Origin of the sequence: Bradyrhizobium algeriense, assembly GCF_036924595.1 — a bacterium.
GTDB lineage: Bacteria > Pseudomonadota > Alphaproteobacteria > Rhizobiales > Xanthobacteraceae > Bradyrhizobium > Bradyrhizobium algeriense.
In genome coordinates, this window is sequence record NZ_JAZHRV010000001.1 from 4,318,530 (window position 1) to 4,343,556 (window position 25,027).

The following is a 25,027-nucleotide window of genomic DNA, read 5'->3' on the forward strand; positions in this document are numbered from 1 at the left end:
TTCTCCACCAGCTACATGTGCTATAATGGGTAACATGAGCCGCATACCGAACTTCGCAGATATCGCCTTTGAATCCGCCGCTCCCGCGCAGCCTGCCGGCAGCGCCGAGCCGTGGCTCACGCCCGAGGGCATCCCGGTCAAGCCCGGCTACAGCGAGGCCGACCTCGAAGGCATCGACTTCCTGGAGACGTGGCCGGGGCTCGCGCCCTATCTGCGCGGCCCCTACCCCACCATGTATGTCAACCAGCCCTGGACCATCCGGCAATATGCGGGCTTCTCCACGGCGGAAGATTCCAACGCGTTCTATCGCCGTAACCTTGCCGCTGGCCAAAAGGGCCTTTCGGTCGCCTTCGACCTCGCCACCCATCGCGGCTATGACTCAGATCATCCGCGCGTGTCCGGCGATGTCGGCATGGCTGGGGTTGCGATCGATTCCATCTACGACATGCGCACGCTGTTTGCCGGCATTCCGCTCGACCAGATGAGCGTATCGATGACCATGAACGGCGCGGTGCTGCCGATCCTCGCGCTGTTCGTCGCGGCCGCCGAGGAACAGGGCGTTCCGCCGGAAAAACTCTCGGGCACCATTCAGAACGACATTCTGAAAGAGTTCATGGTGCGCAACACCTACATCTATCCGCCGGCGCCTTCGATGCGGATCATCTCCGACATTTTTGCGTACACCTCGCAAAAAATGCCGAAGTACAATTCGATCTCGATCTCCGGCTATCACATGCAGGAAGCTGGAGCTACGCAGGATCTCGAACTCGCCTATACGCTGGCCGACGGTGTTGAATATCTGCGCGCCGGGCTTGCCGCAGGTCTCGACGTCGACCGCTTTGCGCCGCGGCTGTCGTTCTTCTGGGCGATCGGCATGAACTTCTTCATGGAAGTCGCCAAGATGCGCGCCGCCCGGCTTTTGTGGGCCAAGCTGCTGACGCAGTTCAATCCGAAGGATCCGCGCTCGCTGTCGCTGCGCACGCATTGCCAGACCTCCGGCTGGTCGCTGACCGCGCAGGACGTCTTCAACAACGTGATGCGCACCACCATCGAGGCGATGGCGGCGACGCAAGGCCATACCCAGTCGCTGCACACCAACGCGCTCGACGAGGCGCTGGCGCTGCCGACGGATTTTTCGGCCCGCATCGCGCGCAACACGCAATTGTTTCTGCAGCAGGAGAGCGGCACCAACCGCATCATCGATCCCTGGGGCGGCTCCTACTACGTCGAGCGGCTGACCCGCGACCTCGCGGCGAAAGCTTGGGGCCATATCCAGGAGGTCGAGGCGCTCGGCGGCATGGCCAAGGCCATCGAGGCCGGCGTGCCGAAACTGCGCATCGAGGAAGCTTCCGCCAAGACGCAGGCTCGGATCGACGCCGGCAAGCAGGCCGTGATCGGCGTCAACAAGTACAAGCCGGTCAATGAAGCGGCGATCGACGTGCTCAAGGTAGAGAACTCCACCGTGCGGCGGCTGCAGATCGACAAGCTGAAGCGGCTGCGCACCGAGCGCGACCAGAAGGAAGTCGATCAGGCGCTGGCGGCGCTGACGCGCAGTGCCGGCGAAGGCAACGGCAATTTGCTGGCGCTGGCGATCGATGCTGCGCGCGCAAAAGCCACCGTCGGCGAAATTTCGGACGCGATGGAAAAGGTGTTCGGGCGTCACCGCGCCGAAATCAAATCCATCACCGGCGTCTACAAGCGGGAGGCGTCCGCCATGTCCAACCGGGTCGAAAAAGTGCAGGAGCTGATCGATGCGTTCGAGAATGCCGAGGGTCGCCGCCCCCGCATCCTCGTCGCCAAGATCGGCCAGGATGGTCACGATCGCGGCCAGAAAGTGATCGCATCGGCCTTTGCCGACGTCGGCTTCGACGTCGATATCGGACCGCTGTTCGCCACCGCCGACGAGGCGGCACGCCAAGCAGTCGAGAACGACGTGCATATCCTCGGCGTGTCGTCGCTGGCGGCCGCGCACCTCACCGCCGTACCGGAGCTCAAGGCCGCTCTGAAGAAGCACGGCCGCGAGGACATCATGATCATCATCGGCGGCGTGGTGCCGCCGCAGGATTATGACGCGCTGTACAAGGCCGGCGCCGAAGCGATCTTCCCGCCCGGCACCGTGATCTCGGATGCGGCTGAGGAGCTGATCCACAAGCTCAATGCCCGGCTCGGCCATAGCAGCGAGGCGGCGGAATAACCTCCGCCGGGCGCAGCTACTTTCAAAGGATCGCCCTTGCGCAACATCGCATTCGCCCGGACATTAGCTTTCGCGGGCACGATCGCATTCGCTGCGGCGCTCGGCCCAGTGTTGGCCGCCGAGCCCAAGCCGGACTTTTCCATCAAGACCAAATGGGTCGAGGCCAGTGTCATCCTTGACGCGAAGATCAAGGCCGATCCGGCGTTGGCGGCAAACTGCCTGGCTGAGGGAAAGAAGTGGACAGAGAAAAACCGCACCGATGCCGACAAGGAGCGCAAGCAGGACCCCGATTTGTTCCGCAACGCGTGGTCGTTTGAGCGGAAATACGAGACGCGCTCGGTGGTCGACGGCCGCTATGTCAGCATCGTCAGGGGCGACTACGAATATACGGGCGGCGCGCATCCCAACAGCTCGTCCGACACGATCCTGTGGGACAGGTCAGCGGGCAAACGCATCAGCATCCGTCCGTTCTTCACCGAAACAGCCGATAACGGCCCGACGCTGAAAGCGATGCGGCAAGGCGTCATTGCATCGCTGGAGGCCGAGAAAAAGAAACGCGGCGTGGAAGGCACGGACACCAGCGCCATCGAAGCCATCGAGCCAAAGCTTCTCAAGATCGGGCCGGTCTCGCTGGCGCCATCGACCGAGGAAGGCAAGAGCTCCGGCCTGACCTTTCACTACGCACCTTACGCGGTCGGCTCCTATGCCGAAGGCGAGTATATCGCCTTCGTCCCGTGGGAGACGTTGAAGCCGTATCTGACGCCGGAAGGCGCCAAAATTTTCGGCGGCGCGCGACCGAAGGACGACGAAGAGCGGCCACAGTAACAGCCGCACCATCAAGCAGCCTGACGGCCCAGCGCTCTCTCGAGCGAATGCGTCCAGTCCGGAATCCATGACTCGAACAGCGTCTGCCAGCGATCGGCATCCTGCGGCGCGGTATCGAGTTGCACTTTCCATTCGATAAAGGTCCGGTTGCCCTCGACGACCGGCAGCAGGTGCATCGTTCCCTCATAGCGCGTCGGCGCGGGCGCATCCGGCGTCGCCTCGGCCGGAAACGGCAGCGGCTCGATGCCCGCATAGGTCAGCGAATGCGCTTCGTCGGAATGGCCGGCGAGCCGCTGCCTGATCCAGTTGCCAAGGTAGCAGAAGCGCCTGATCGCGCCGACTTCATCGCCGCCCTTGTCGTCCTCGATCATGCTTTCGCTGACGTCATCGATATAGGCCGGGTAGTTGTTGAAGTCGCGGATCAGGTCCCACACGGTTTCCAGGGGATGATTCAGCACGGTGCTGTAATAGGCTGTCGTCATGGTTCTCTCCGCAATCGATCGCGGCCCAATGACTGAGCCGCATATGGATACCTATTTCGGGTAGCCCGGTCGCCGCCACCCGATTTCCAGATGTGGCGAGATGCCCACCGGCGACGATCCTTCTCACGAGCCAATGCCTTGCGACCACAACGCAAAGCCGCCTAGAATGTCTCATCACAAGAGCGTCCGGCCTCACGGATGCCGCAGGGAGGACCACCGATGTCCAAAAAGATCACGCGCCGCGCCTTCGCGGCTTCATCCGCTGCTGCCGCGGCCGTCGCGGGTTTTGGCTTCAAGCCGGCTTTGGCGCAGGCTTATCCGGCACGGCCGGTGACGGTGATCGTGCCGTGGGGCGCCGGCGGCGGCACCGACGCGACCGCGCGCATCGTGGCGGCGCTACTGGAGAAGGATCTCGGCCAGCCGTTCAACGTCGTCAACCGCACCGGCGGCTCCGGCGTGGTCGGCCATTCCGCGATCGCGACCGCCCAGCCCGATGGCTACACCATCGGCATGCTGACGGTGGAAATCTCGATGATGCACTGGCAGGGGCTCACCGAACTGGCACCAAAGAGCTATACGCCGCTGGCGCTGATGAACGAGGATCCGCCCGGCATCCAGGTCAGTTCCGCATCGCCCTACAAGACCGTGAAAGAGCTCGCCGACGCCATCAAGGCCGCGCCGGCCGGCAAGTTCAAAGCCTCCGGCACCGGCCAGGGCGGCATCTGGCACTTAGCGCTGGTCGGCTGGATGCAGGCGATGGGACTGGCGCCCAATCATGTCGCCTGGGTGCCGTCGAACGGCGCCGCGCCCGCGATGCAGGATCTCGCGGCAGGCGGCCTCGACCTCACCACCTGCTCGGTGCCGGAAGCCCGCGCGATCATCGAGGCCGGCAAGGCGCGCAGCCTTGCCGTCATGGCTACGGCGCGCAATCCTGCATTCCCCGATGTGCCGACGCTGAAGGAAGCCATAGGCATCGACTATTCGACCGGTGCGTGGCGCGGCATTGCCGGTCCCAAAGGCCTGCCGGCCGATGTCGCGACCAAGCTGACGGCCTCGCTGAAGAAGGTTTACGACTCCAAGGAGTTCAAGGACTTCATGGGCAATCGCGGCTTCGGGACGGTGTGGGGTGACGCGTCCGAATTCGCCGCCTTCATGGACAAGGGCGACGCCCAGATGGGCGTGGCGATGAAGGCCGCCGGACTGTCGAAGGCTTGATCCATTCCGGCGGCCCCCTTCACCGGAAACCATAGGGCTCGTTCATGCGTCTTCCCGATCGCGTCACGGGATTGTTTCTCGTTGGTCTCGGCGCGGCTGCCGCCTATGGCGGATGGCAGTTGCCGCCGGTCCCTGGTCAACCGGTCGGACCTAACGTCTTCCCGCTGGTGATCGGCTCGGGTCTGGCGCTGTGCGGGCTCGCCATCGCGTTCGGGATCGGCCACAACTTCGAAGAGAAAGAAGAGCTCATTCCGGTCGAGGGCGGCCAGCCGCCGCCACCGACGGGCAAGCTCTACGGCCTGCGCGCCCTGCTTCCGCCGGCGCTGTTGCTGTTCTACGTGGCGATCGCCGACCGGCTCGGCTTCATCCTTACGGCGACGCTGATCGTGTACGTGACTGCAACCGCGCTCGGAGCGCGCTGGAAGGTTGCGCTGCCGCTCGCCGTGCTGGCGCCGATCGGCATCCACCTGATTTTCTCAAAATTGCTGCGCGTGCCGCTGCCGCCCGGCGTTTTGCCAATGCCCTGGTGATCGATGCTCAATACCCTGACGCAAGCCTTCGCGCTCATCACCACCTGGGAAGTCATCGTCGCGATGCTGGCGGCATCGGTCTATGGCCTCGTGATCGGATCGCTGCCTGGCCTGTCGGCCACGATGGCGACCGCGCTGCTGGTCCCGGTTACCTTCTATCTTTCGCCGATCGCCGCGATCGCCACGATCGTGGCGGCGTCCACGATGGCGATATTCGCCGGTGACATCCCCGGCGCGTTACTTCGCATCCCGGGCACCCCCGCCTCGGCAGCCTATGCGGACGAAGCCTATGCCATGACGCGCAAGGGCGAGGCCGAACTTGCGCTCGGGGCTGGCGTCTGGTTCTCGGCCGTCGGCGGCATCGCCGGCACGCTCTCGCTGATGATCCTGGCACCGCCGCTTGCCGAGATCGCGCTGTCGTTCTCGACCTTCGAATATTTCTGGCTGGCGTTCCTCGGCCTGATGTGCGCCACGCTGGTCGCGCGCTCCTCTCCGGTCAAGGCGATTGCCAGCATGTTCATCGGCCTGCTGGTCGCGTGCATCGGCATCGAAAACCCCGGCGGCGTGCCGCGCTTCACCTTCGGCATGACCAATTTGTTCGGCGGCATCGAACCGATCCCGGCGCTGGTGGGTGTATTCGCCGTGGCGCAGGTGATGCGCGCGATGCTCACACCCGAGCCGCCGCCGATCCCGCGGCGCAAGTTCGGAAGCATCATGGCCGGCCAGTGGAGGCTCACCAAGAAGTACAACTGGCAGATGACGCGCGGGAACATCGTCGGCATCATCATCGGCGTGCTGCCGGGCGCCGGCGCCGACATGGCCGCCTGGGTCAGCTACGCCATATCCAAGCGTTTCTCGAAGGAGCCGGAGAAGTTCGGAACCGGTCATGTCGAGGGCCTGGTCGAGGCCGGTGCCAGCAACAACGCCAGCATCGCCTCGGGCTGGGTGCCCTCGCTGCTGTTCGGCATTCCCGGCGACACCATCGCGGCGATTGCGATCGGCGTGCTCTACATGAAGGGCCTCAACCCCGGTCCGACGCTGTTCACTGAAAAAGCGTCGAGCATGTATGCGATCTACCTGATGTTCATCATCGCCAACATCATCATGATTCCGCTGGGGATCATTATGATCCGGCTGGCGAGCTATGTGCTGCGCGCGCCACGGTCCACCGTGATGCCGGTCATCATGCTGTGCTGCGCGGTCGGCTCGTTCGCGATCGGCAACAACATGTTCGGCGTCGTCACCGTCGCGACCTTCGGGATCATCGGCTATGTCATGGAGGAGAACGGCTATCCGGTTGCCGCGATGGTGCTCGGCATCGTGATGGGCACCATGATCGAGCAGAGTTTCGTCACCTCGCTGATCAAATCCGACGGCAGCGTGTTTCCGTTCTTCGAGCGGCCGATCGCCGCGATTCTCGCCGCCATGGCGATCAGCGCACTGATCTGGCCGGTACTGGTCTGGGTGTGGCGGAAGCTCAAGCGCGCACCCGTCCCTGCCACGTCGGCGCGCTGAAGGACTGCGCAGGGCCCCCTCGCCTGCATCGCGCGGGCGTTGTAAACCAAGCCATGACCCTGCCGAAGATTCCTTCCCCCGATGTCGGGAAACTCGCCAAAGAACTCCGCGCCGGCCACCGCGCAGCCTTGGCGCGCGCGATCACCCTGATCGAAAGCCGGCGTTCCGATCATCAGGCTGCCGCCCGCGATCTGGTGCAGGCGCTGCTGCCCGACACCGGCAAGGCGGTCCGTGTCGGCATCACCGGCTCGCCCGGCGTCGGCAAATCCACCACCATCGACGCGCTCGGCATGTTCCTGATCGAGCGCGGCCACAAGGTCGCGGTGCTGGCGGTGGACCCCTCCTCGGCCCGCACCGGCGGCTCGATCCTTGGCGACAAGACGCGGATGGCGCGGCTGGCGAATTCCGAAAGCGCCTTCATCCGGCCCTCGCCTTCATCGGGCACGCTCGGCGGGGTCGCCGCCAAAACCCGCGAGGCGATGCTGCTCTGCGAGGCCGCCGGCTTCGACGTCGTGCTGGTCGAGACCGTCGGCATCGGCCAGTCCGAAACCGCGGTCTGCGACATGACCGATTTCTTCCTGGCCCTGATGCTGCCCGGCGCCGGCGATGAGTTGCAGGGCATCAAGAAGGGCCTGGTCGAACTCGCCGACATGATCGCGATCAACAAGGCCGACGGCGACAACGTCAAGCGCGCCAATCTGGCGGCGGCCGAGTATCGCGGCGCGCTACACATCCTGAGCCCCCGCTCGGAGCATTGGCATCCGCCGGTCCTGACTTACTCGGCGCTGACCGGCACCGGCATGGACGCGTTGTGGCAGAAGATTCTCGATCACCGCACCGCCATGAATGCCTCCGGCGAGTTCGCGGGCCGGCGGCGTGAGCAGCAGGTGAAATGGATGTGGTCGATGCTGGAGCAACGGATGATGGCCCGGCTGCGCGCCGATCCGGCGATCCGCGCCAAGGTCAAGAAGACCGAGGCCGAGGTAGCCGACGGTCGCGTCACACCGGCGGTTGCCGCCGAACAGATCGCGGAGTGGCTGCGGTGAGCGAAAAACTTCGCATTCTCGTCACCGGCTTCGGCCCGTTTCCCGGTGCGCCCTACAATCCAACGCAGCCGCTGGTGGCGCGTCTGACTCGGCTGCGACGTCCTGCCTTCACCAACGTCGAACTGTCTAGCCACGTCTTTCCCGTGACGTATCAGGCGGTCGACCGCGAACTGCCGCTGGCGCTGAAGAAGCACCAACCGCACGCAATATTGATGTTCGGCCTCGCCGGCCGCACCGGATATCTCCGGGTCGAGACCCGCGCCCGCAATGCCATCACCATGCTGTGGCCCGACGCCGCGCAAACCCGCGCCCGTAAGGGATCGATATCAGATGGCGCCGATGCGCAAAGATTCGGCCCGCACACCGCCAAACTGCTGCGTGCCGCTGAGGGTACCGGCCTCGATGCCCGCGCCTCGCGCGATGCCGGCAGCTATCTCTGCAACTATTTGAGCTGGCGCGCGATCGAGGCCGTCAATGCCGGCAACGGCCCCCGCCTCGCCGCCTTCGTCCACATCCCGCCGCTTGCGCGCGGCGGCGCCGTCAGGCGCAAGGGTTTTCCGCGCATCACGCTGGAGGAGCTGGTCGACGCCGGAGAGGCGATGCTGCTGGAAATGGTAAGGCTGGCGCGAAGGGCTGCGTAGCTTCGTAGAGTGGGCAAAGCGCAGCGTGCCCACCACTACGCTTCCCAAATGGAAATGGTGGGCACGCTGCGCTTTGCCCACCCTACCGACCGCCATCGTACCCAACATTAACCCTACCCCGAACAATCGCCGCCTTTCTTCCCGGTCCTCACCATGCCCGGCCGCATTTTCGCGATACCTATGAAGATGCAAATGCCGCGATCTGCATTGCGCGAGGGCCACCATGGACATGAATCGCCGCCATCTCATTGGAGCATCCGCCACCGGAGTAGCAGGCGCACTTGCGATGTCGCCGGAGCCCGCGCGCGCGGCGCCGCCCGCCTCGGCGCTCGGGCGCGACGTCACGCAGTATGGTGTGCGTCCCGGCAGCCCCGACGATCAAACCGCGAAACTGCAACGCGCGATCGACGAAGCCGCGCGCGCGCAAATGCCGCTGGCACTCCCGCCGGGCGTCTATCGCACCGGCATGCTGCGCCTTTCGAACGGCACGCAACTGGTCGGCGTGCGCGGCGCGACCAAGCTCATATTCAACGGCGGCCCTTCGATGCTGCAGGGCGAAGGCGCCAACAGTGTCGGCCTGACCGGCATCACCTTCGATGGCGGCGGCATTCCGCTGCCGGAGCGGCGCGGGCTCGTGCATTGCCTCGGCGGACGCGACGTCCGCATCGCCGATTGCGAAATCGCGGCCAGCGGCGGCAACGGTATCTGGCTGGAGCAGGTCTCCGGCGACATCTCCGGCAACATCTTCAGGAAGATCGCGACAACAGCGGTTGTATCGTTCGACGCGCTGGGCCTGGTCGTTTCGCGCAACACCATCATCGATACCAACGACAACGGCATCGAGATCCTGCGCACGTCGATCGGCGACGACGGCACGCTCGTTCTCGACAATCGCATCGAGGACATCAAGGCCGGGCCCGGCGGCTCCGGGCAGTATGGCAACGCCATCAATGCGTTCCGCGCCGGCAATGTGATCGTGCGGGGCAACCGCATCAAGAATTGCGACTACTCTGCGGTGCGCGGCAATTCGGCCTCGAACATCCAGATCACCGGCAACAGCGTCAGCAATGTCCGCGAGGTCGCGCTCTATTCGGAGTTCGCGTTCGAAGGCGCCGTGATCGCCAATAACACCGTTGATGGCGCGGCCGTCGGCGTCTCCGTCTGCAATTTCAACGAGGGCGGCCGCATCGCCGTCGTGCAGGGCAACATCATCCGTAACCTGCTGCCGAAGCGGCCGATCGGCACCGCGCCAGACGACGATGCCGGAATTGGCATCTATGTCGAGGCGGACTCGACGGTGACAGGCAACGTGATCGAGAACGCGCCCTCGTTCGGCATCATCGCCGGCTGGGGCAAGTATCTGCGCGACGTCGCCATTACAGGCAACGTGATCCGCAACGCCTTTGTCGGCGTCGGCGTGTCAGTAATGCCCGGCGCCGGAACGGCGCTCGTCAACAACAACATGATTTCGGAAACCCCGCGCGGCGCCGTGGTCGGCCTCGATCATGCGCGCACCATCACGACCGACCTGTCGGCCGAAGGCGCGCAGCGTTACGCGCAGGTGGTGGTCGGGGGCAACGCGGTGCGGCGCTAGTTCGCGCCGCCCCCTCTCGCCGCTTTACAGCGCGTTGCGCAGCAGCGGATAGCGTTCCTTCATCGTGTCGAAATCGAGTGGCGGCAACGGCACCTCATCCAGCGCCGGCGCGTCAGGTACGGACGGCGCCTCGTCCGCCACGGCGAGCCGGCTTTCCAGCGCGACCAGAACATCCGCGGGAATTTCGCGCGGCGGCGTTACGGCAATCGGCGCCGGCTGCAGGTGCACAACCGGCTGACGGAACCCTTCATCGCGCGGCAGCGGCGTCAGCAGCCGCGGCGTCGTGCGGCGGCGGCCAAGCCAGGCCAGATCGATCGCCGTGTTTTCGAGCGAGGCTTCGCGGCTCAACAGGTCGCGCCAGGTTTCGACGGCGGCCTTGGCTTCCTGGATGTTTTCGAGAAATTCGAGCTCGGTGTGATATCGGCGCCAGCGTCCGGTCTCGAACAGTTCAGTAAGGTATTCCAGCCGTTGCTCGGCAAGGTTGCACCAGCGCGCAACAATGTTGCGGCCACGTGCCACGTCTGCAGGATGTGCCATAAATCAGCCCGTAAAAGAGAGACGGACGCAAGACGCAACCTGAAACGAATCAATCGAACGTGACAGCTATATTCTGTGGAAAACTTTCTCCTTGTCCAGTACGTGGAGCTACGGAGCCACGCAGCGATCGAAGAAATCCGCACAAATACGGAGTTGTCAGCTCTATCCACCGTCAAGCCGCCGTGTTGCGAAGTACGCTCGATCATTTCGTCTGAAAGCCACGCGGGGAATTATCAGGGCGTCACGCAAACAGACGGAGAGCTTGCGGTCTGCAAAGCCGGGACTGCGCCGCACGCGACGCACTCTTCCAAGAAACCTGTGCCGAAAATGAAAGACCCGTCCGGGGGGACAACCGGACGGGTCAAGCCATATGGGGCGCTTGGGGTGGATGGGCGCTCGCGCCGAATACAGCCGATGGGGAGGGATTACCGCTCCCACATAGATAAGTCGCAGCACCCTCGCCGGACGTTCAAAACGCCGGACGATTTTTTTAACCTTGTGTTCGGGAACGATTGCCGGAAAATCACTGCGCAGCGGGCTATTTTGCAGCGTTTGCGGCCGATTTGTCCGACGCCATCGACGGCGGGGAGTCATTCAGCGCCCGGTTCACGGAAGCGTTATCGGCAGACGGGTCGAGCGTCGGCGTTTTTTCTTCCGCTGGCTTGCCGGAAACGGAGGCAAGCGGAACCGCCGGCGGGGCGGTCGCCGCGGTGACCGCGGCAAAGGCGTCGGCCTCCCCTGCTCCGAACTGATCGTCGCGGCCGGGAGTGCCGAGATCGCGGGCGGTCTTCGTCAAAAGCGCACGAACATCGTTTGGTTTCAACGCAGGATTGCGCTCCAGCATCAGCGCCGCAACGCCGCTGACATAGGCAGCGGAGAACGAGGTGCCCGACGTGATCTGATATTTTTCATCCGGCGCCGGCAGGAAGATATCGGCGCCCGGCGCCGATATCGCGATGTGGTTACCCCGGTTGGACGCCGCGAACAGCTTTTGCTGCGCGTCCGTTCCGCTCACCGCGATCACGTTCGGGTTGGCGGCTGGATAGAGCGGCGGCGATTTGGCGCCGGCATTGCCGGCCGCAGCCACCATCAGGATGCCGTGGGCCGCAGTGGCGGCGATTCCCCGCTCGATCAGCGGATCCTTCGGGCCGGCAAAGCTCATGTTGATGATTTGCGCGCCATGCTCGGTCGCGTAGTCCAATCCCCTCAGGATCACATAGGACGTACTCTCCGCGCCCTTCGATCCCATGCCGAATGCGCGGATCGCGAGCAACCTCGCCTCCGGCGCGCTACCCATCAGTTTGGCGTGCGCGACGATCGCGCCGGCAATGCCGGTGCCGTGGACATGCGGACCTTCCTTGCTGCCGAGCGCGTCGAAACTGTCGGCGACCGAATTGGCGAGTTCGGGATGTTTGACGTCGACACCTGAATCGATCACCGCGATAGTGACGTTCATGCCGCGCACGAGCGCATGCGCCTGCGGCAACCGAAGCTGGGCGACGGCGTACTGCGCGGCGTCGCCCTCGATCGCGGGCTTCTTCTGATCCTGCAGGAAGTAACGGAAATTGAGCTGCACCGAGCGCACGCTGCCGTCGGCGGCGAGTTCGCGGCGTACGGTGTCCACCGGCCGCCGATCCACGATGCGGAACAGGCCGATGGTGCCGCCGAGCAGCGGGAAACTCTGCGATGAAATGCGCTCCAGGCCGTGACGCCGCGCCAGCTCATCGGCCTCGGCGGTGGATAACGCGCCGTCGATTTCGGCGACGAGCTCGTTCTGGACCGCGCGCGTATTGACCGCAGCCTGCACGTTGTCATTGCGCGACCCGCCCTTGCCCTTCTTGGCCGAACTGCCGTTGCCGTCGCCGGCCGACATAACCGGACGATCGAAGCATTCGCCGTCGGGACCGCGAAACGCGTTCTGGCAGGCCGGATAGAGATTGGGCGAAAACCGCGCATGGGGCAGCCTAGACGGCACGCCGGCCCCCGGGCGGACTCGCAGAGTCGAACTCATGGTGCCGATCCGGGACGGCGGCGTCCGCGCCACGCGATCGGCGCTCATACTCGGCCGGGCCGCAACACCGGGATTGATCCGCGGCGTAATCGTTGGATTGATGGTAGGCGTCCGCACCCCGACATTGAGATTGGGCGTGCGCATGATGCCCTGCGCATGAACCGCCGAGGCTGCGAAAGCCATCAATGGCAAAAGCGCCGCCGACAAAATCAATGCCGCGCGGCGCGTCTTCATCAGCCAATTCGGACCATCGTGAACCATGGAACCTCGGCCTTCCCGGGCGGCGCGCCGGCAGATTCTTACGGCGTTGCCACCGCGAGGCTGACGATCTTCTCGCGCTGCAGCCTGGCGAGCAGGCCGGCGGCTTCGTCCTTGCTCATCGCCTTGTTGCCGAACTGCAGCCGGAACATGCCGCCCTTGGCGCCGTCAACGATCGAGGCCTGGTAGTTGTCGAGCAGCGCGGTGATGTCGGCGATGCGCGCTTCCGGCGTAAACCGCACCAGCGCGCGCGTCGGCGCGGCGCTACCTGCAAGATCGCGGGTGATGGGCGCTGACGACGGCTCGTTCAGGCTGAGCGAGGCGGTCTGGAACGAAGCGGTCTGGTTCTTCATCAGCACGGCGCCGATCACGCCGGCCTGCAACAGCAGCGCCACGGCGCCGAGGCTCGCCGACCAGGCCAGCGTGCGCGGCGACAACCGTGCGAAAAATTCAGATATCCGGGCGGACAGGCTGACCGAAAGCGATGGCTTGCGCACGGGCTCTCCGTCGATCGCGGCAAACAGCTTCGTCATGGCGCGCGTGGACGGCGCACCGAGGCTCTCGTTGAGGCTGATCGTCTCGGCGTATTCCTCGCGGATGACGGCGTATTGCCGGGCAAGCTCGGGATCGCCGGCGAGCGCTTCCTCGACGCGGCGTGCATCGCGCGCGCTCAAGGTGCCGACCGCGTGGAACGGCAACAGCATCTCGATTTCGCTGGGCTCGTGATCCAGCATTTTTTTGCTCGCCGCCATCATGGCCAACCTCGCTCTAGGCCGGCTGCCTTCAGCAACTCGGCCAATTTCTTGCGCGCATAAAACAGGCGCGTCTTGACGGTGTTCTCCGGAATTCCGACGATTTCGGCCACCTCTTCCACGGACTTCTCGTGGTAGTAGACGAGATCGACGATCTCCCGATGATCTGGCGAAAGCGCCGTCAGGCACTTGCGCAACGCTTCACCCGTATCCTTCTTCTGCACCACCACTTCGGGATCGTCGGACGTATCCTCGATCGCGTTCGCAGTCTCGTCGTCCAGTCCAACGTCCTTGCGGCGCCTTAGTGCCGAAAGGGCCTTGAACCGCGTAATCGCCAACAGCCACGTGGTAACGGCGGATCGGCCTTCGAACTTGCCGGCCTGACGCCACACATCGAGAAAAACCTCGCTGATGAGGTCTTCCGCAATCTGTTCATCCCTTACGAGCCGAAGCCCGAAACGGAACACCCTGACATGGTGCCTTCCGTAAAGCACCTGCATGGCGAGCCGGTCGCCTTGAGCGATCCGAGCGATCAGAATTTCGTCTGAAGCCGCCTGTGCCGCGTTCAATGGCCATCTCGCAAAGTTGGTCTGACGGGAGAGGCCGGCGGTTCGATGTGAAAGGTGAGATTCTTCACATTACGGCAATGTCCGGAGCGCATGTGTGACCTACCGCACAGACGGACATTACCAAGCCATTTTCCCGGCAAAGACGAGCTGAACTCTATAATTGGTACCATAATACGGAAAAACTTTCTTAAAGACGCGCCGCCCCAACCTTAGCAAGGCTTCGCCGGCGGGGCAGCATCTGCGTACGCACAAAGGTTTCCCGCGCAAGCGGGTTTCGCGCTATCGGAATTCGGCAGATTTCCGTTACGAAACAGTGCAATGGCAGGGTTTTAACGGACCCGATTCGACTGCAAAAGATACCAAACCTAAAGGCTTTATTCCCTAAAGTTTCGTCGGGTATCCTCCAATAGCGACGGGACATGAGCAGCGCGGCTTCATTGCTTCAGGGGCAAGGCTCCCACAGTACGGCCACGCCGGTCCGACTGCCGCCGGAGGTATTGAAGCGCCGGGTCGGCCAGCGCCGGCACATGCTGGCCGTCCAGGTCGTCAGCTATGCGCTCATCACCTCGGTGCTGCTGGCCTATTGCTACGCCGGCACCATCTCGATCGTCATTCCGTCGACCTATTTCCTTTCCGGCATCGGCTTGGTCTCGGTCTTTGTCGTGTTGTCGGAAGCCAACTTCAACGACCGGTTCGAAGACCACTATCTGACGATCTTCCAGGTTGCCGGCCACGTCGCGCTTCAGCTCTGTTTCCTGCTGGCGGCGCCTGAAATCGGATTTGCCTTCCTGAGTGTGGTAATTTCTCATTTTCGGGTTCGGCGCGCTGCGAATGACCTCGTGGCAGGCGATCACCTCCTGGACGCTCACCATGATCGGCCTGGCGCCGATCTTCCTCTTCAGCAGCACCCCGATCGGCCTGCCGATTACCACCCAGACCGAACGCGTCGCGGCCATGCTTTCCTTTGTCCTCACGATCGGACAGTGCGCCTTCGTGGGACTGTATGGCAGCACCATGCGCAAGATGCTCTACGACCGCAGCTTCGAACTGAAAGCGGCGTACAAGCGGATCGAGGAGCTTGCCGAACTCGACGAATTGACGGGGGCGTCCAACCGGCGCTGCATCATGCGAATGCTGGAGGAGGAGATCGCCCGCGCGACCCGCAGCGGATCGCCCTGCTCCATAGCGCTCATCGACCTCGACTGGTTCAAACGCATCAACGACGCCTACGGCCATCCGACCGGCGACGAGGTGCTGCGGACATTCTCGATCACCATGTTCGCCAACGTCCGCAGCGTCGACCGATTCGGCCGCTATGGCGGCGAGGAATTCCTGCTGGTGCTGCCCGACATGGACGCCGACCAGGCCATGCGGGCGCTCGACCGGTTGCGCGCCATTATTGCCGATCTCGACTGGAGCGCGTTCTCGCCGGGCATGAAGGTGACGATGTCGGCCGGCGTTGCAACGCTTAATCCGAACGAGACGTCAGACCTATTTCTCGCGCGCGCCGACAGCGCGCTTTACGCAGCCAAGGCGCAGGGACGCAACCGCATTACCCGCGCCTGATCCGACATATTTCAGCTCCGGCGGCGCAGAATACGCCGCCAGCTTTTGCTCCAGGACAGAGTCATGATTTCGAAAGCCGCCAAGTCCCCTTCTCCCGGAAGTCTGCTCGATGAGCTGCAGTCGACGCTCGCGCACGGAACCGTCGCTCGCCGGGTAGAGACCCTGCGCCGGGTAACCGATCTCTTCATCAACGGCGCGGTGGACTATTCGGACGAGCAGGTCGGGCTGTTCGACGACGTCTTCCAGTGCCTGATCGACCACATCGAAACCTCGGCCAGGATGCTCCTGGCCAACCGTCTCGCCGCGGTCGACACCGCCCCGCCGCTCACCATCCGCGCGCTTGCTTTCGATGATGTCATCGAGGTGGCAGGTCCCGTGCTGTCGCAGTCGATGCGGCTCGACGACAAGACCCTGATCGAGAATGCGCGCAGCAAGAGCCAGGCGCATCTGATGGCGATTTCGACCCGCAGGACCCTGAGCGGCGCGGTCACTGACGTGCTGGTCCAGCGCGGCAACGACGAGGTGATCCAGTCGACCGTGAACAATCCGGGCGCGGAGTTCACCGAGCGCGGCTTTACCCGCCTCGTCAGCCGCGCCGAAGGCGACGACAATCTCACGAGCTGCATCGGGCTGCGTCCGTCCGTGCCGCGGCATCTCTATCTGAAACTGCTCGCCAAGGCCTCCGATACGGTGCGGCAGCGGCTGGAGGCCGCCAACCCGCAGCAGGCAGCCGAGGTGCCGAATGTGGTCAGGGAGGCAACGCGGCGCGCGCGCTCGGCGACCTCGACGATCACCAGGGACACGGAGATTGCACATGCGCTGGTCAAGTCCCTGTACGAGGACGGCCGGCTCGACGAATCCGAAGTGGCGTCGTTTGCCGGTGCCGGGAAATTCGACGAGGCCAATGCCTCGATCGCAGCGCTCGCCAACGTGCCGGTGGCGATCGCCGAGAACATGATGATCGAAAGCCGGGCCGAAGGCGTGATGATCCTGGCGAAGGTCGCAGGGTTGTCGTGGCCGACGGTCAAGACCATCATCAAGATGCGCGACAAGCTGTCCGGCGCGGAGCCGGCCGATCTTATGGCCTGCCAGGACACCTATGAGCGGTTGCGGCCGTCGACGGCGCAGCAGGTGCTGCGCTTCCATCGCATGCAACAGAACGCGCCGGTGGCGTGAGCGCCTAGTACCTGAGCCTACGGCGTGAATTCAGCTTAGTAGCCCCGATGCAGCGCAGCGAAATCCGGGGTTCCTGCCCCTAGCGAAAGAGTCCCGGATTACGCTCCGCTCCATCCGGGCTACGCTGCCGGCGCCTAGTATCTGAGCAGCTTCGCTCCGGCGAGCGCGCCGATTGCGGTCACCAGCGCGGTCGCGATCGTGTACCAGGTCGCGACGAACAGCGGTGAATCATCGGTACAGTGTGAGGCGTAGAGCGTTGCCGCCAGTCCCGCCGACAACAGTCCGGCGATGGCGCCGGCGACCGCCGGCCGCGACGGGGCACCATGACGCAATCCGAGCAGCGCTCCGGCCAGCAGCGGCAGCGACATCAGCGGGATCGCCGTCAGACAGACCCACGAGTTCTTGCCGACCAGCCGCGTCATCATCGGAAGCCGCTGCGGCATCATCATCTCGCCGCCGATCGCCGCGCTCAAAATCCCCACCGGGGCCAGCAGCAGCCAGCCAAATCCGCGCAGCGAGGCCTCGGGCCGCGACAGATGCAGGCTGACGGCAATCGCCGCAATCGCCAGCGCCAGCGTCACCGCGAATTTCAGATCGAAGAACGGATTGCGCATCGCAACCATCACGTCGGGCCTGACGCCGAGTTCGGTAAAGAACATCAGCAGCGAGACCGGTGCCGCGGCCAGCAGCGCCAGCATCAGCGCGTATCCCACCGGGCGCGCACGGTGCTCGTTGTCGGCCGCCAGCGTTCGAATGAGACGATCGGTATCCATTCTCATTGTTCCCGTAACTTCGCCGTCAGGCTGGTCAGGCCGCGATGCAACGCCACCCGCACCGCGCCCTCCGTCATCGAAAATTTCGCCGCCGTATCCTTGATCGAGGCGCTGTCGACCGCGATCGACTGCAACACGTCGCGCTGCCGCGCCGGCAGCGTCTGGAGCTGGGCGGCGACCTCGCTCGCCGACGCCGTCTCGGCCGGCGCCTCGCCCGGAAGCGTTTCGGCGAAATCGTCAATGTCGACGAAAATGCGCCGGCCGCGGCGGCGCAACGCATCGATCAGCTTGTTGCGGGCGATTGCAAACAGCCATGGGGCAAATGGGGCGGTAACGTCCCAGGTGTGCCGCTTGAGATGGACCGCCAGCAAAATGTCCTGCACGATGTCCTCGGATTGATCGACCGGTTGCCCTGCCCGCGCCAGACCGCGGCGCGCCGCGGCCCGGAGCACCGGCGTGACGGCCTTGAGCAGGCGATGATACGCCGCACTGTCGCCCGCAATGGCCGACCGCATCAGGCCGGTCCATTCGTCATCCCGTTCACGCAAGAGCGCTCCTACCCTGCAATTCGATCGATCTTTCAATTTGTTACATCAGGACGATCCGATCACGAAGTCGTGATCGAAAGTCTTGACGCAGAAGGCCCAGCACCATCCGGCCCCGCGCCCTATTCGGGAATCGGGACGGCCGGCTGCGCCGACGGCAGGCTCATAACATCGATTGCACAGGCTCGCATCCAGCGCAGCCCCTGCCGAGGGAGGTCGGCCCGGCAAAAATGCCGCCGGCACATGCTCGCTGCAACACCATTGCCCAGCTTTTGCCCGGTGTTGCCCGAAGATTCCCTTTTTCTGCCGAACTGTGGACACGGCGTGGGGTCTTTTTTCGTGGATGGGCGGGCGCCAATGGGGAGATTTCTACATGACGATCAAAGCCAGCGCGCGGTCGGCCTTGATTCTCGCAGCAGGACTTTTGGTAAGTTTCGCAGGACCACCGGCGGCGATGGCTGCCGGCACGGATACGGATAGCGCCCCGACCTCGAAGTCGGAGAATGCGACGTCCGGCAAGTCCGTCAAATCGGGTTCGCGTTACCTGAAGAAGCGCTACGCCCATCGCAAAGACACGCGCACGGCATCGAAATCCACCGAGGACAAGAAAGCCGACGAAAAGCAGGTCGCCGATGCGAGCGGCGCCACCCCGCCCGCGATTCCCCAATGGCTCGCCAACGCCAACGCGCAAATGACTGCCACCGATGCGGCCCCGGATAGCGCCAAGGGGATGTCGGCGGCCATGTCCGAGAAAGCCAACACGGTCCTGCAGGCGGCGGCGGACAAGCCGGCTGACGCGGAGGCGCCGGCCGATCCCGCCGTGGCGGCCCCCGACCAGCTCAACGAGACCGATCGGGCGCTGCAGCTGCAGGACGTCCCCTCCACTAAGACGGTTGCGATGGCCTCGACCAGCAGACCGGCATCAGAGACCGGCCAAGCCGCGAATAACGATAGTTCCACTCTGGACAAGACCTCACTGATCGGAAAGATCTTTATCGCCTTCGGCGCGCTGCTGACGGTGGCGTCGGCCGCGCGGATGTTCATGGCGTAGCTACCGGCGTACCGGACGCGGGCCACACCGCGTCAGGGATCCGTTCCCGCCCCACTTGATGCCCACCCCGGCAGCGGGCACATTGCCCACAAGATCAGGACCGGGGTGGATCATGGCGACGTTCGAATACATCATTGTCGAGAGCAAGGGCGCGGTCGGCATCATCACGCTGAACCGGCCGAAAATGCTCAACGCGCTGTCGTTCGGCGTATTTCGCGAGATCGCGGCAGCCGTCGACGACCTCGAGGCCGACGACAAGATCGGCTGCATCCTGCTCACCGGCAGCGAAAAGGCGTTCGCCGCCGGCGCCGACATCAAGGAGATGCAGCCGAAAAGCTTTATCGACATGTTCTCCAGCGATTTCGCCGCGATCGGCGGCGGCCGCGTCGCCGCCTGCCGCAAACCGACCATCGCGGCGGTCAGCGGTTATGCGCTCGGCGGCGGCTGCGAACTCGCCATGATGTGCGACATCATCATCGCATCCGACACTGCAAAATTCGGCCAGCCGGAAATCACGCTCGGCACCATTCCCGGCATCGGCGGCACCCAGCGGCTCACGCGCGCGATCGGCAAATCCAAGGCGATGGATCTGTGCCTCACCGGGCGCATGATGGATGCGGCGGAAGCCGAGCGATCCGGCCTCGTCAGCCGCGTCGTGCCGGCGGACAAGTTGATGGAAGAGGCGCTCTCGGCTGCCGAAAAGATCGCCTCGATGTCGCATCCCGCGGCCGCGATGGCCAAGGAGGCCATCAACCGCGCGTTCGAGACGCCATTGTCGGAAGGCATGAATGTCGAGCGCAATTTGTTCCACTCGACCTTTGCGCTGGAAGACCGCTCCGAGGGCATGGCGGCGTTCATCGAGAAGCGCAAGCCGGTGAACAAGAACAGGTAGGGCTTGCTCGGATTCTGTAGGGTGGGCAAAGGCGCACTTGCGCCGTGCCCACCATTCCAACGTTCGGTGCAAGCGATGGTGGGCACGCTGCGCTTTGCCCACCTACGGCACCGGCGTCTATCCCGCCCCACTCCGCGCCAGCGCCGCGTTGACCAGCGCGCGGTAGGCGCGCTCGGCAAACGTCGTCGGGCGATCGAGACCCAACCGCGCCAGGCATTCGCGGTTCGAGGCGTCCGGCGCCTGCCGCATCCCCTGCCACAGCAACCCGGGCAACAGCAGCGGTGTCCGCTGCGCTTCTCGCAGCAATTGCAGCGCCGGGATCAGCCGTTGCTCGACCTCGGTAAAATCGCTGCCGAACGGGAATGACAGCAGCAGCCCCGCATCGCGCGCAGGCTTTAAGGCTTGCGCGATCCGCTCCGGAAAATTCTCGCGATGGCTGCGCGGAATTTCAAAACTCTTCGGCAGCTTGCCGGCATCCTTGGCGATCCCGGCCAGTTCATCCTGGAAACGGGAATCCGTGACCGCCAGCATCGCCGCGATGGTCTCGGCGTCCGATTTGCCTCTGACGTCGGCAACGCCGTATTCGGTGACGAACACGTCGCGCAGATGCCGCGGGATGGTCTGGTGCCCGTAATTCCAGCGAATGTTGGAAAGCGTTTTGCGGCCCGCCTGCCGTGTCGCTTCCAGCGCGAGGACCGATCGCGCGCCCTCAAGCGCGAACGCCTGCGCAACGAAATTGTACTGGCCGCCGACGCCGCTCACGACCTGGCCGTCTTCGAGGCCGTCCGAAATCGCGGCCCCCATCAGCGTCGCCATCATCGCGGTGTTGACAAAGCGGGCGCCAACGCGCGCCCGGCGCTTGGCATCCTCGTCGCCATAGAGCTGGTTGGTGAAGGATACGGGCATCATCTGGATGCGCGCGAGTTGCTCGGCCGGCATCTCGCGCAACGCGCGATAGAACGATTTGGGTCCCAAGAAAAACGCGCCGTGCAGCGTCACGCCATCGACCTCGCGCTTGAGAATTCCGGCGTCGATCAGGCCGAGAAACGCCTCGATCAGCATTTCGCTGACCCCATAAAGCCCCCTCGCGAACGGCGCGCTCTCCGCAGGTGCCGCTCCTGGCGCAAGCCGCTTCATGATGGCGTGGAACTGCGCGTTGTCGTGGTGGCGAACGATCAACCCCTGCGCCAGCGCATCGCCGACCTGCCCGATGCCGATCTGCAAGGTGCCGCCGTCGGGCACGAGGCCGGCTGCATGAAGCCCGATCGCGTATTTGGTGTCGCTGACCGGCTCGGCCGGCGGCGCGAACAGCGGGAAGTCGGTCGCGGGGCTGTCGAGAACAGCGGAAAACTCGTCCCCCCGCAGATCGCCGGCGCCCGGCATGAACGGCAGCTCGGAATTGACCTGGCCGATCAGCTTGAACGATGCCCGGCCCTGCCCGCGGGCGCGCAGGATGTCGAGCGTGGTGTCGGTGTTGCAGCTCAGGCTGTAGCGCGTCACGCCATCGACCACACGCTTCGCGACCAGTTGGGTGACGACATTCAGCCCGCGCGTCAGCAGATAGGACGAGGCATGGGTATAGTTCGCGGAGATGTAACGCTCTTGCGCGAACGGCACGTGCAGCCATTTGCCGGCCAGGAAGAAGAACTCGATCACCTCTATGTTGGGCGGCAATTCGCCTGCATGAAGCGCGCCGGCATAAGCGAGGTCGGGATAGCCACCGAACAGGCGATCGATCACCGGGCCGATGAAGCGCCGTTCGAGCAGGCTCGAGGGCCGCGGCTTTTCCAGCGTCAGCGCCGAAAAGAACGTCAGGTTGATCGCGCGGTCGGCGGCGGCGCGCGCGTACAGCGCGTTGACGATGTGGTTGGCCTTGCCAAGCCCGAGCGGCAAGCCGACCACGAGGTTGGTTCCGACATCGCGGATGATATCCTCCGCGATCGCTTCGGGGTCGGAAAACAGTTTTGGCATCGAGTTGCGGACCCGGGCATAGCTGGGGAGCCAACCGCCCTGAATCGGACGCCAGCCAGCGAAGCTATAGCGTATTTGGCGCCGAACTTCGTCTGTGACGAACCGGCAACAGCCAAGCGCTGATTTTCACCGAATTAATGTACTGATGTCGCGCGGCAGTTTGCCTGTAGCGGCGACGCCCCCTAAACAGGTAGACGAGCCGAGGCTGTCGGCGGGGGCGGACAAGCAATGCATGATCCGGAATGACGGGTGACCGGCGTTCACGAAGACCATGCCCAAACAAGCAGATAGAGCGGAATGGCTCGAAGCAGGGTTATCACATTCTTGTGTTGGCTACGGGATCAAATGGCTAAGCGTGCCGCTAGGGTTGGCCACGTTGAAAGGCGGTTGCTTCGATCGGGCATTTGCCTTGCGGCGGCTTGCTTTGCGTTTGCAACGCCGGCCGCGCATGGCGAAAACCTCCCCGAGGCGCTGGCCAAGGCCTACCAGACCAATCCCACTCTCAATGCGGAACGGGCGCGTCAGCGCGCCACCGACGAGAACGTGCCGCAGGCGCTTTCGGCCTACCGGCCGCAGATCATCGCCGGCCTCTCCGCCGGCCTTCAGTCGGTACGGAACCTGCTGCCCGACAACACCATCCAGTCCGCAAACCTGAAGCCCTGGACCGTCGGCATCACCGTGACGCAGACGCTGTTCAACGGTTTCAAGACAGCCAACAGCGTGCGCGTGGCCGAACTGCAGGTGCAATCCGGTCGCGAGGCCCTGCGCAACGTCGGCCAAGGCGTGCTGCTCGACGCGGTCACCGTTTATACGAATGTTCTCGCCAACCAATCGCTGGTCGAAGCGCAGCGCGCCAACGTCGCGTTTCTGCAGGAAACGCTCGGCATCACCCAGAAACGTCTGAATGCCGGCGACGTCACTCCAACCGACACCGCGCAGGCCGAGGCGCGCCTGAGCCGGGGCCGCGCCGATCTGAATGCCGCCGAGGTCAACCTCGCCATCAGCCAGGCGACCTATGCCCAGGTGATCGGCAACGCGCCCAACTCGCTCCGCCCCGCTGAAACCGTGGACCGGCTCTTGCCGCGCAGCCGCGATGACGCCACCGGCCTTGCCTTCCGGGAGCACCCCGCGGTGATGGCGGCGAGCTATGACTTTGACGTCGCCTCGACCTCCATCCGCGTCGCCGAAAGCAGCCTGATGCCAACAATCACGCTGCAAGGCAGCGCCAGCCGCAGCAGGCAGTCCGATCCTACCCTCAGCAGCTCAGGGACCGACCAGGCTTCGGTCACCGGCCAGCTCACGCAACCGATCTACGATGGCGGTATGGCGGCCTCGCAGACCCGACAGGCCAAGGAAGTCGCGGCCCAAAGCCGCCAGGTGCTGGATCAATTCCGCAACCAGGCCCGCACTGCTGCGGTCGGCGCCTGGGTCGCCAATGAAGGCGCCAAGATTGCGGTCACGGCATCGGAAGCCGAAGTCCGCGCCGCCACCGTTGCGCTACAGGGCGTGCAGCGGGAGGCGGCTGGCGGCCAGCGCACGACGGTCGACGTGCTGAATGCGCAGCAGGACCTGATCTTGGCAAAGGCTCGCCTGATCGGCGCGCAGCGCGACCGCGTGATCGCCTCCTATACGCTGCTGAGCGCAATCGGCCGGCTCGACGTCAAGAACCTCGGCCTCAACACGCCGGACTATCTGCCGGAAGTGCACTACCATCAGGTGCGCGACGCCTGGCACGGCCTGCGGACACCGTCGGGGCAGTAGGTTGTATTTTCCCCCGGTGTTAACCGGACGCTGATCATGTCTGGTATTTTCAGTCGCCAGCCATTCGCGTTGGCCTAAAACCCCGTCCGTTTTCGTCCCCCGTTTTGATCGATCGATTTTGCGAGGCCTCGTGGTTGCAAACATTCTGCGCTGGTCGGCTAACGGCTTGTTGGTCCTGCTCCTGTCCGCAATCCTTGTGATCATCTCATTTCGCATGGCGGCGTCGATACGCGAGACCGGCGTGCGCGCCCAACTGGCGCCAAAGACCGGCCACCTGGTGCCGACGCGTTCAGGCGCCGTTTTCGTGCAGGAGAAGGGTCCGGAGGACGGCGTTCCCGTGGTGCTGTTTCACGGCACGGCGGCCTGGAGCGAGCTATGGCGTCGTACCAGCGACGCGCTGGCCGCGGCAGGCTTTCATGTGATCGCCCTCGATCTGCCGCCGTTTGGATTCTCGGACCGTTCCGGCAGTTACACGCGGCAGGACCAAGCCGCCCGGATCAACGATGTGCTTGATGCACTGAAAGCTGAGCCCGCCATCATCGTCGGGCACTCCTTCGGCGCCGGTGCGGCGACAGAACTCGTGATGCGATATCCGGATCGGACGCGCGCGCTGGTGCTGGTCGATGCGGCGCTCGGATTGACGGCTGCGCCATCGGCCGCGCCCTGGGTAATCCAGCCGCAATGGATTCGCGAAATCCTGGTGTCGCTGACCATCACCAATCCCGTGGCGACGCAAATGCTGCTGCAATCGATGATCGCGAAGAAGGAACGCGCGCTGCCGGAATATGTCGCGATCCTGCAAAGGCCGCTGACGCAGCGCGACAGCACCAGCGATATCGCCGACTGGCTGTATTATTTCCTCGGCGCCGACACCAGTGCCGCGAGCGCGGACCGCAATGCCTATGCGAAGCTGGAAGTCCCCGTCGCGATCCTGTGGGGCGACAAAGATACGATCACCCCCGTCGAGCAGGCTCTCGATCTCCGAACGCTGCTGCCGCCGGAGACGGACCTGACGTTGCTGCCGGGGCTCGGCCACATTCCGCAGATCGAGGACCCCGGCATGTTCAACGATGCCCTGCTCAAGACACTCGGAAAACTCTAGACTGGGCAGAGATTCGACAAG

Annotated in this window: 21 protein-coding genes and 1 pseudogene; 14 read left to right on the forward strand and 8 right to left on the reverse strand. The window is 64.1% G+C overall.

Annotation, left to right across the window (positions count from 1 at the left end):
• Positions 1–34 precede the first annotated feature (34 nt).
• Both scpA and V1286_RS21085 read left to right on the forward strand, forming a co-directional pair.
• Positions 35–2,194 (forward strand): methylmalonyl-CoA mutase, encoded by a 2,160-nt coding sequence (gene scpA, locus V1286_RS21080; protein WP_334482248.1) that lies wholly within the window; start codon positions 35–37, stop codon positions 2,192–2,194.
• A gap of 45 nt (positions 2,195–2,239) precedes the next feature.
• Entirely contained in the window at positions 2,240–3,019 is a 780-nt protein-coding gene (locus tag V1286_RS21085) for a DUF3298 and DUF4163 domain-containing protein (RefSeq protein WP_417021270.1), read from the forward strand.
• A gap of 11 nt (positions 3,020–3,030) precedes the next feature.
• On the opposite strand, the gene V1286_RS21090 is transcribed toward V1286_RS21085, so the two are convergent.
• Positions 3,031–3,501, reverse strand: a complete 471-nt coding sequence (locus V1286_RS21090; protein ID WP_334482249.1) for an SRPBCC family protein — start codon at positions 3,499–3,501, stop codon at positions 3,031–3,033.
• 219 nt (positions 3,502–3,720) lie between these two features.
• Here V1286_RS21090 and V1286_RS21095 point away from each other — a divergent pair, with 219 nt between their 5' ends.
• The 6 genes from V1286_RS21095 to V1286_RS21120 all read left to right on the forward strand — a co-directional run bounded on the left by V1286_RS21095 (position 3,721) and on the right by V1286_RS21120 (position 10,042).
• Positions 3,721–4,716, forward strand: coding sequence for a tripartite tricarboxylate transporter substrate binding protein (locus tag V1286_RS21095; protein WP_334482250.1), 996 nt, complete (start codon positions 3,721–3,723; stop codon positions 4,714–4,716).
• 44 nt (positions 4,717–4,760) lie between these two features.
• Positions 4,761–5,246: a tripartite tricarboxylate transporter TctB family protein gene (locus V1286_RS21100; protein WP_334482252.1), complete on the forward strand. Its 486-nt coding sequence runs from the start codon at positions 4,761–4,763 to the stop codon at positions 5,244–5,246.
• A gap of 3 nt (positions 5,247–5,249) precedes the next feature.
• Positions 5,250–6,761 (forward strand): tripartite tricarboxylate transporter permease, encoded by a 1,512-nt coding sequence (locus V1286_RS21105; RefSeq protein ID WP_334482254.1) that lies wholly within the window; start codon positions 5,250–5,252, stop codon positions 6,759–6,761.
• Positions 6,762–6,814: 53 nt separating this feature from the next.
• The gene (gene meaB, locus V1286_RS21110; RefSeq protein ID WP_334482256.1) at positions 6,815–7,807 is read left to right on the forward strand and encodes a methylmalonyl Co-A mutase-associated GTPase MeaB; all 993 of its coding nucleotides are present in this window, start codon (positions 6,815–6,817) and stop codon (positions 7,805–7,807) included.
• Complete coding sequence (locus V1286_RS21115) at positions 7,804–8,448, forward strand: pyroglutamyl-peptidase I (protein WP_334482258.1); 645 nt, start codon at positions 7,804–7,806, stop codon at positions 8,446–8,448. Before meaB ends, V1286_RS21115 begins: the two co-directional genes overlap by 4 nt.
• A gap of 223 nt (positions 8,449–8,671) precedes the next feature.
• A complete protein-coding gene (locus V1286_RS21120; RefSeq protein WP_334482259.1) occupies positions 8,672–10,042 on the forward strand; it encodes a TIGR03808 family TAT-translocated repetitive protein in 1,371 nt (456 codons plus the stop codon).
• Positions 10,043–10,066: 24 nt separating this feature from the next.
• On the opposite strand, the gene V1286_RS21125 is transcribed toward V1286_RS21120, so the two are convergent.
• The 4 genes from V1286_RS21125 to V1286_RS21140 form a co-directional block, all read right to left on the reverse strand.
• Entirely contained in the window at positions 10,067–10,579 is a 513-nt protein-coding gene (locus V1286_RS21125) for a TIGR03809 family protein (RefSeq protein WP_334482261.1), read from the reverse strand.
• 538 nt (positions 10,580–11,117) lie between these two features.
• On the reverse strand, positions 11,118–12,851 hold the full coding sequence (locus V1286_RS21130; protein ID WP_417021169.1) for a S8 family serine peptidase: 1,734 nt from the start codon (positions 12,849–12,851) through the stop codon (positions 11,118–11,120).
• Positions 12,852–12,889: 38 nt separating this feature from the next.
• The gene (locus V1286_RS21135; protein WP_334482263.1) at positions 12,890–13,603 is read right to left on the reverse strand and encodes a hypothetical protein; all 714 of its coding nucleotides are present in this window, start codon (positions 13,601–13,603) and stop codon (positions 12,890–12,892) included.
• Complete coding sequence (locus V1286_RS21140) at positions 13,600–14,169, reverse strand: sigma-70 family RNA polymerase sigma factor (RefSeq protein WP_334482265.1); 570 nt, start codon at positions 14,167–14,169, stop codon at positions 13,600–13,602. Before V1286_RS21140 ends, V1286_RS21135 begins: the two co-directional genes overlap by 4 nt.
• Positions 14,170–14,588: 419 nt before the next feature.
• Here V1286_RS21140 and V1286_RS38975 point away from each other — a divergent pair.
• Both V1286_RS38975 and V1286_RS21155 read left to right on the forward strand, forming a co-directional pair.
• Positions 14,589–15,735, forward strand: a pseudogene (locus V1286_RS38975) (GGDEF domain-containing protein).
• A 63-nt stretch (positions 15,736–15,798) separates the two neighbouring features.
• Positions 15,799–16,911, forward strand: a complete 1,113-nt coding sequence (locus V1286_RS21155; protein ID WP_334482270.1) for a DUF2336 domain-containing protein — start codon at positions 15,799–15,801, stop codon at positions 16,909–16,911.
• 134 nt (positions 16,912–17,045) lie between these two features.
• On the opposite strand, the gene V1286_RS21160 is transcribed toward V1286_RS21155, so the two are convergent.
• Both V1286_RS21160 and V1286_RS21165 read right to left on the reverse strand, forming a co-directional pair.
• Positions 17,046–17,684 carry a DUF1109 domain-containing protein gene (locus V1286_RS21160; protein WP_334482272.1) on the reverse strand — a complete coding sequence of 213 codons (639 nt, stop codon included), beginning with the start codon at positions 17,682–17,684 and terminating at the stop codon, positions 17,046–17,048.
• Between the two features lie 2 nt (positions 17,685–17,686).
• Positions 17,687–18,232 (reverse strand): sigma-70 family RNA polymerase sigma factor, encoded by a 546-nt coding sequence (locus tag V1286_RS21165; RefSeq protein WP_334482273.1) that lies wholly within the window; start codon positions 18,230–18,232, stop codon positions 17,687–17,689.
• A gap of 370 nt (positions 18,233–18,602) precedes the next feature.
• Here V1286_RS21165 and V1286_RS21170 point away from each other — a divergent pair, with 370 nt between their 5' ends.
• Positions 18,603–19,280, forward strand: coding sequence for a hypothetical protein (locus V1286_RS21170; RefSeq protein WP_334482274.1), 678 nt, complete (start codon positions 18,603–18,605; stop codon positions 19,278–19,280).
• A gap of 112 nt (positions 19,281–19,392) precedes the next feature.
• The gene (locus V1286_RS21175; protein WP_334482275.1) at positions 19,393–20,172 is read left to right on the forward strand and encodes an enoyl-CoA hydratase; all 780 of its coding nucleotides are present in this window, start codon (positions 19,393–19,395) and stop codon (positions 20,170–20,172) included.
• Between the two features lie 117 nt (positions 20,173–20,289).
• Here the strand turns inward: V1286_RS21175 and V1286_RS21180 are convergent, their stop codons facing one another.
• Positions 20,290–22,143: an acetyl-CoA hydrolase/transferase C-terminal domain-containing protein gene (locus V1286_RS21180; RefSeq protein ID WP_334482277.1), complete on the reverse strand. Its 1,854-nt coding sequence runs from the start codon at positions 22,141–22,143 to the stop codon at positions 20,290–20,292.
• 345 nt (positions 22,144–22,488) lie between these two features.
• On the opposite strand from V1286_RS21180, the gene V1286_RS21185 reads away from it, so the two are divergent.
• Entirely contained in the window at positions 22,489–23,904 is a 1,416-nt protein-coding gene (locus V1286_RS21185) for a TolC family outer membrane protein (RefSeq protein ID WP_334482279.1), read from the forward strand.
• A 130-nt stretch (positions 23,905–24,034) separates the two neighbouring features.
• Positions 24,035–25,006 carry an alpha/beta fold hydrolase gene (locus V1286_RS21190; RefSeq protein WP_334482281.1) on the forward strand — a complete coding sequence of 324 codons (972 nt, stop codon included), beginning with the start codon at positions 24,035–24,037 and terminating at the stop codon, positions 25,004–25,006.
• The last annotated feature ends 21 nt before the right edge of the window (positions 25,007–25,027 follow it).